The organism is Vibrio sp. V08_P9A1T1 (assembly GCF_963874405.1).
GTDB classification, from domain to species: domain Bacteria; phylum Pseudomonadota; class Gammaproteobacteria; order Enterobacterales; family Vibrionaceae; genus Vibrio; species Vibrio anguillarum.
The window spans coordinates 23,756-30,326 of the sequence record NZ_CAWNIB010000088.1 but is presented as its reverse complement, the minus strand read 5'-3'; the positions used below and the strand labels follow the sequence as shown (position 1 = coordinate 30,326).

Below are 6,571 nucleotides of genomic sequence, written 5' to 3'. Positions count from 1 at the left end.
CAATAGTGGTTATCACTTAATTAGAGCTATATTTTGAAATAATGATGAAAAGTCACACGCCCAAAAATAAGCGTTTCAAATTTAAACAATTTTCCATTGACGGTGGACAAGCGGGAATGCCTGTCAGTACCGATGGGGTTCTATTAGGCTCGTGGGCTTTCACGCACCATCCCAAAACCATTCTCGATATTGGCACCGGTACTGGGTTATTGGCATTAATGTGCGCACAACGTTTTAGCAATGCACAAATTACGGCCGTCGATATCGATGCCTTTGCCTTTGAAGCGGCCCAATACAACAGTAATGCTTCTTCATGGGGGCAACGCATACAGGTTTTACAAGGTGATATTTTAGACACCTCTTTTACGCCGTCCTTTGATGCAATTATTTGTAACCCACCCTATTTCAACAGTGGTGAACTGTCTCATGATCCCCAGCGAGCTACTGCTAGGCACACCAATCAACTTGCTCATCACGCTTTATTAGTCAGAGCAAAAAGTCTCCTCAACGATGAGGGGCAAGCTTGTTTTATTTTGCCCGTGTATGAAGGGGAACAATTTATCGAGCAAGCACTCACGCTCGGCTGGCAGCTTAAGCGGCGCTGCACTGTACAACCCATAGCACACAAACCCGCTCATCGGCTATTGATTGAACTAAGTTTAGCCTCGGCTTCTGTGATTGATTCATCGTTGGTCATTCACTCATCAAGTGGTTATAGCGAAGCCTTTATTGCCCTAACTCAAGATTTTTATCTCAAGATGTAGAAATAACATGTGATCCTAATCACCAATCCCCCTATAATGTTCGACCTTAATTTTATAGCCAAATAAGCCTAACGGCTTGTGGAGTACTCACTGTGATCAAAACCTTTGCTGACCTCGATCTTGACCCTTGCATCATTGCGGCCATTGAAGATATGGGCTTTGAACGTCCCACCCAAGTTCAAGCTGAAGCGATCCCACAAGCCCTAGATGGTCGAGATATTCTTGCCTCTGCGCCAACGGGAACCGGTAAAACCGCTGCATTTGTTTTACCCGCGCTACAATATCTTTTAGATTTTCCGCGCAAGCGAGCCGGCCCTGCACGCGTCTTGATTCTGACCCCAACTCGTGAATTGGCGATGCAAGTGGCGGATCAAGCTCGTGAACTGGCGAAGAATACTCGCCTCAATATCGTCACCATCACCGGCGGCGTACAATATCAAGAGCACGCCGACATCTTAGCCAAAACGCAAGATATTGTGGTGGCAACGCCTGGTCGCTTGATGGAATACATTGAAGGCGAGCGTTTTGATTGTCGTGCGATTGAATGGCTTATTTTGGATGAAGCTGACCGCATGCTGGACATGGGCTTTGGCCCAATCGTCGATCGTCTCGCTGCGGAATGTCGCTGGCGTAAACAGACCTTGCTTTTCTCTGCAACACTGGAAGGTCATGGTGTGGAAGGTTTTACTGCCGATCTCTTAAAAGAACCAGCAACAATCAATGCCGATCCTTCTCGTCGTGAACGCAAAAAAATCACTCAATGGTATCACCGCGCCGATACCATGGTGCACAAAGTTGAGCTATTGAAGAAAATCCTCACCGAGCAAGCCGAACGTTCTATCGTGTTTATCAAAACTCGTGAGCGCTTAGCTGATTTGCGTACAGAGCTAGAAAAAGCGCAAATTCCTTGTGCTTGGATTCAAGGCGAAATGCCACAAGATCGTCGCAATAACGCCATTACGCGATTCCGTGAAGGCGCAGTCAACGTACTACTGGCAACCGACGTGGCCGCACGCGGTATTGACTTACCTGACGTAAGTCACGTGATCAACTTTGATATGCCACGCTCAGCGGATGTGTACTTACACCGCATAGGTCGTACGGCTCGTGCTGGTAAAAAAGGCAATGCGATCTCTTTGGTTGAAGCCCATGATCAAGTGATGATGGACCGCGTCGCGCGTTATGTCGACGAGGAGATAAAAGAGCGCTTCATTAAAGATATGCGCCCGCAGCACAAAAAGCCGGTATTCAAAAAGAAAAAGAAAACCGATGACAAAAAAGTCAAAGTGGTTTCGAAGAAGAAGAAAGCGAACAAAAAGAAAAAATAGTGTTCCAATACCACCTATAAAAAAATGCCGATACTGAAATATCGGCATTTTTTTATCTTTAATGTTTGAAGAGAGTATCACTCTCTTCAAACTCACCAAGGTTTAATGTTCGCGTGTCGCACGGAACTCCACTTCAGGAAAACGCTCTTTGGCCAGATTCAAATTGACCATAGTCGGCGCGATGTAAGTCAGGTTATCCCCACCATCCAGTGCGATGTTACTTTGGTTTTTGCGCTTAAACTCTTCGAATTTTTTATCATCTGCGCACTCAATCCAACGTGCTGTTGCAACGTTAACACCTTCGTAAATTGCCTCGACGTTGTATTCAGATTTTAAACGAGACACCACCACATCAAACTGCAGCACACCCACTGCACCCACAATCAAATCGTTATTTTGTAGTGGGCGGAAGACTTGAACCGCTCCCTCTTCCGACAACTGCACTAAACCTTTAAGCAGTTGCTTCTGCTTCAGTGGATCGCGCAAGCGAATACGACGGAACAGCTCAGGAGCAAAGTTAGGAATACCTGAGAATTTCAACGATTCACCTTGAGTAAAGGTATCACCAATCTGAATTGTTCCATGGTTATGCAAACCGATAATATCGCCAGCATAAGCATTTTCAGCACGAGAGCGATCGCCCGCCATAAAGGTAACCGCATCAGAAATACTCACTTGCTTACCAATACGCACGTGGTTCATTTTCATGCCTTGGGTATAAGTACCCGACACAATACGCATAAACGCAATACGATCGCGGTGTTTAGGATCCATGTTCGCTTGGATTTTAAACACAAAGCCTGAGAATTTCTCTTCCGTGGCTTCAACAATACGCTCATTAGCTTGACGTGGCATCGGCGCCGGAGCCCACTCAGTTAAACCATGCAGCATATGGTCCACACCAAAGTTACCTAATGCCGTTCCGAAGAAAACAGGGGTCAACTCACCTTTTAAAAACAGCTCTTGATCAAATTCATGAGAAGCACCTAATACCAATTCAAGCTCATCACGCAGCTGAGCGGCAAGGTCATCACCCACGGCCTTATCCAGATCAGGGTTGTTGAGGCCCTTAACAATGCGCTCTTCTTGAATAGTGTGGCCCTGGCCGGTCGCGTACAGAATCGTCTCATCACGGTGAATGTGGTACACGCCTTTAAACTCTTTACCACAACCCACTGGCCATGAAATCGGGGCGCAGGCAATCTTCAGCTCATTCTCCACTTCATCAAGCAATTCCATTGGGTCGCGGATCTCACGGTCCAATTTGTTCATGAAGGTTACAATCGGTGTATCACGTAAGCGAGTCACTTCCATCAGCTTACGAGTACGATCTTCAACACCTTTTGCTGCATCAATCACCATTAAGCACGAGTCAACCGCCGTCAATGTGCGGTAAGTATCTTCCGAGAAGTCTTCGTGCCCTGGAGTATCGAGCAAGTTAACCAAACAATGATTGTAAGGAAATTGCATCACAGAGGTCGTGACCGAAATACCACGCTCTTTTTCCATTTCCATCCAATCTGATTTAGCATGCTGGTTAGAGCCGCGCCCTTTTACCGTTCCCGCTTTTTGAATGGCATTCCCGAATAGCAGAACTTTTTCAGTAATGGTGGTTTTACCCGCATCCGGGTGCGAAATAATAGCGAAGGTTCTACGTTTAGAAACTTCACTCAAAAAAGGAGTATTTGACATGAAACAGGTCTTCTCAATATGCTGATATAAGGGAGAGCCGAAGCGCTTACGCTGATCAGCAGTTCGATTCAAATTTGCGCGGTATTCTCCCCTATATTTGATCTGGGAGCAACTTTCGTCGCTATACAAATCAACAAGAGAATGACGACCTTTCTATTTGTAATTAAATTATCAATAAATATGAGCTATAACTAAAAAGGGCGAAGAGAATAAGCGAGTATTATGCTGATAACCAAACAAAGAAATTCTCTGGCATTTAAACAAGCCAAAACAGTGTTCCTAGTCTCGGTGATCCTTGGGATAGGCTTTAGTTTGTATCATACTTTGCTCGACCTACACCATGAGCAAGCTCGCATTGAAGATCACTACCGTTTTAAACTGCTGCAAAATTATTCAAATGCCAGCCAGGCTGCTTATCACCTCAACAACTTATTAGCCAATCAAGTCGTCTCTAGCCTAATGGTTGACAATGCCATTTATCACGTTGAAATTATTGATGATTTTGGCGATACACTGGCAAAAAAAAGCAGAGAAATTCCAGCGCAGACGGCTTTTATTCGGCTCTTATCGAATTATCTGACACCTGAAATACCCATCTTTAAAACTGACTTGCATCAACCCAATTCGAGTGTGGTGGTAGGTAGCTTAAGTTTTTCCGTCAACGGCTCTTCCATTGCCAAAGAATTTATTGCAAAAACCACACGAGTATTGCTGTTTGATCTCTTTCGAAATGTGTTGCTGACTTCGATCCTTTTAGTCTTTTTTTACTACAAGCTGTCAAAACCCATCACCACGTTAATTTCGTGGGTTCGTTCATTGCAAAACAATCAACGTCCAACACAGCCGCCATTACAACAGCAAAAAAATGAGCTCAGTGAGTTAGCCGGTACTTTCTATACTTTATGGAAAGAGCGAGAGCTCGCGGATGCTAAACTTAACCAATTAGCCTACTACGACACGTTAACTGGCCTTGCTAATCGCAGCTTGCTGCTGCAACTGCTCACTGATGCGATTGATAACAGTATTCGCACCCACACTTCTGGTGTGTTGTTTTACCTTGATCTCGACCGTTTCAAAACGATCAATGATTCACTTGGACACACAACGGGGGATCATTTAATCAAAGCTATCGCCATGCGTATGGATGGCTGGCTTAAACACGATTACACCGCCGCACGCATCGGTGGCGATGAGTTTGCGGTGTTGATTCCTCATCTCTCTCGCCAACAAGCAGAGAAGGTAGCTCAGCAGCTTCTGGCTCTGATTTCCAACCCTTACTCGATTGATGACCACCAGCTTTATTGCACTGTGAGTATTGGTATCTCGATTTTTCCGTCAGTGGGCAAAACCAATATCGATGTCCTTAGACAAGCCGATACAGCGCTTTACCGCGCAAAAGCGAATGGACGCAATAAATACATGTTTTATGAGCCAGAAATGCAGGCTCAAGTCGAATCGTTTCTGGAAATTGAAAAAGGCCTCCATGAAGCCCTCAATACCCAACAGTTAGAACTCTATTACCAACCTCAAGTCGATGAGCGGCACAATATTGTCGGTGTGGAAGCCTTGATCCGCTGGAACCACCCAACCAAAGGTGTATTGCCACCGGGTGTGTTTATGACCATCGCAGAAGAAACGGGGCAAATTATTCCGATTGGAAACTGGATATTAGAGCAAGCGTGCTATCAATACGCCGCTTGGAAGCGCCAAGGAGTATTACCGCCCCATTTTCGCCGTTTAGCCATCAACATCAGTCCGTTGCAGTTTTCTCAAGATTCTTTTGTTGAACACATTAACCATGCAATGCAACAAGCAGGTATTACTGGTGAACATCTTGAATTGGAGATTACTGAAGGGCTATTGCTGGAAAATGTAGAAAGTGCGATTCAAAAAATGGTGCAACTTAAAAAAAGTAAGCTGAGCATCTCGATTGATGATTTTGGCACTGGTTATTCATCACTGCGTTACCTCAAACTTTTATCTGTGGATGTGCTCAAAATCGATCGTTCTTTTGTCACTCAATTGCATCTAGATGAGAGTGACCAAGCAATTGTGGATACGATTATTATGATTGCGAAACGTTTAAATTTGGAGGTAATAGCCGAAGGTGTGGAAGAGTGCCAAGAACTCGAAACTCTCAAACAATTGGGTTGTGATCAGTTCCAAGGTTACTTATTTGATAAGCCGTTAACCGCTAAGGAAGTCGTCAAGCGTTTTGCAAGCCCATGTTATCAACTCAATGAACATCAAAAAGATAAGGCGCACCAGAAATAGTTCCGAGACGCATGACCATGAAAAAAACCTGAGTTTGCAAACGATCTGCTGATGGAAAATAAGCTACAAAAAATAGTAGCTCATGATGATCGCATCTTCTGATCCTTTCGGAGTGGGATAGTAGTTCACTCGACGATCGAGCTCATTAAAACCCAGCGATTCGTACAAGCTATAAGCGCGGATGTTACTTTCGCGAACTTCAAGCCACGCACTTTCAGCTTGCGCTTTTTCACAGTAAGTTAAGAAAAACTCCATCAACAATTTTCCGTAACCCTTACCTTGCTGCTGCGGATCCACAGCGATATTCAACAAGGTCACCTCTCCAACAATATTCTGTGCATAGAAATAACCGACAACTTTGCCATCAACCAACATAGCATGGTGGCATGCACCACGACTCGCCAAGTCGCGTACGAGTGATTCAGCCCAAGGGTAACTGTGAGCTTGCTGCTCAATGGACCAAATAGCATCAAGATAAGGAAGTGATAAAGGCACAACATCAATATTCATGGT

General features: G+C 44.7%; 5 protein-coding genes. 3 read left to right on the top strand and 2 right to left on the bottom strand.

Going from position 1 to position 6,571, the window contains the following annotated elements:
• The first annotated feature begins 41 nt into the window (after window positions 1–41).
• Both AACT21_RS04655 and srmB read left to right on the top strand, forming a co-directional pair.
• The gene (locus tag AACT21_RS04655) at window positions 42–764 is read left to right on the top strand and encodes a tRNA1(Val) (adenine(37)-N6)-methyltransferase (protein ID WP_047690131.1); all 723 of its coding nucleotides are present in this window, start codon (window positions 42–44) and stop codon (window positions 762–764) included.
• Window positions 765–856: 92 nt separating this feature from the next.
• Complete coding sequence (srmB, locus tag AACT21_RS04650) at window positions 857–2,092, top strand: ATP-dependent RNA helicase SrmB (protein WP_013857603.1); 1,236 nt, start codon at window positions 857–859, stop codon at window positions 2,090–2,092.
• Between the two features lie 102 nt (window positions 2,093–2,194).
• Here the strand turns inward: srmB and prfC are convergent, their stop codons facing one another.
• The gene (prfC, locus tag AACT21_RS04645; RefSeq protein ID WP_026028084.1) at window positions 2,195–3,784 is read right to left on the bottom strand and encodes a peptide chain release factor 3; all 1,590 of its coding nucleotides are present in this window, start codon (window positions 3,782–3,784) and stop codon (window positions 2,195–2,197) included.
• 222 nt (window positions 3,785–4,006) lie between these two features.
• Between prfC and AACT21_RS04640 the strand changes: the two genes are divergently transcribed.
• Entirely contained in the window at window positions 4,007–6,058 is a 2,052-nt protein-coding gene (locus tag AACT21_RS04640) for a putative bifunctional diguanylate cyclase/phosphodiesterase (RefSeq protein WP_013857605.1), read from the top strand.
• Between the two features lie 63 nt (window positions 6,059–6,121).
• Here AACT21_RS04640 and rimI read toward each other — a convergent pair whose 3' ends face one another.
• Window positions 6,122–6,568, bottom strand: a complete 447-nt coding sequence (rimI, locus tag AACT21_RS04635) for a ribosomal protein S18-alanine N-acetyltransferase (RefSeq protein WP_013857606.1) — start codon at window positions 6,566–6,568, stop codon at window positions 6,122–6,124.
• Between the last annotated feature and the right edge of the window lie 3 nt (window positions 6,569–6,571).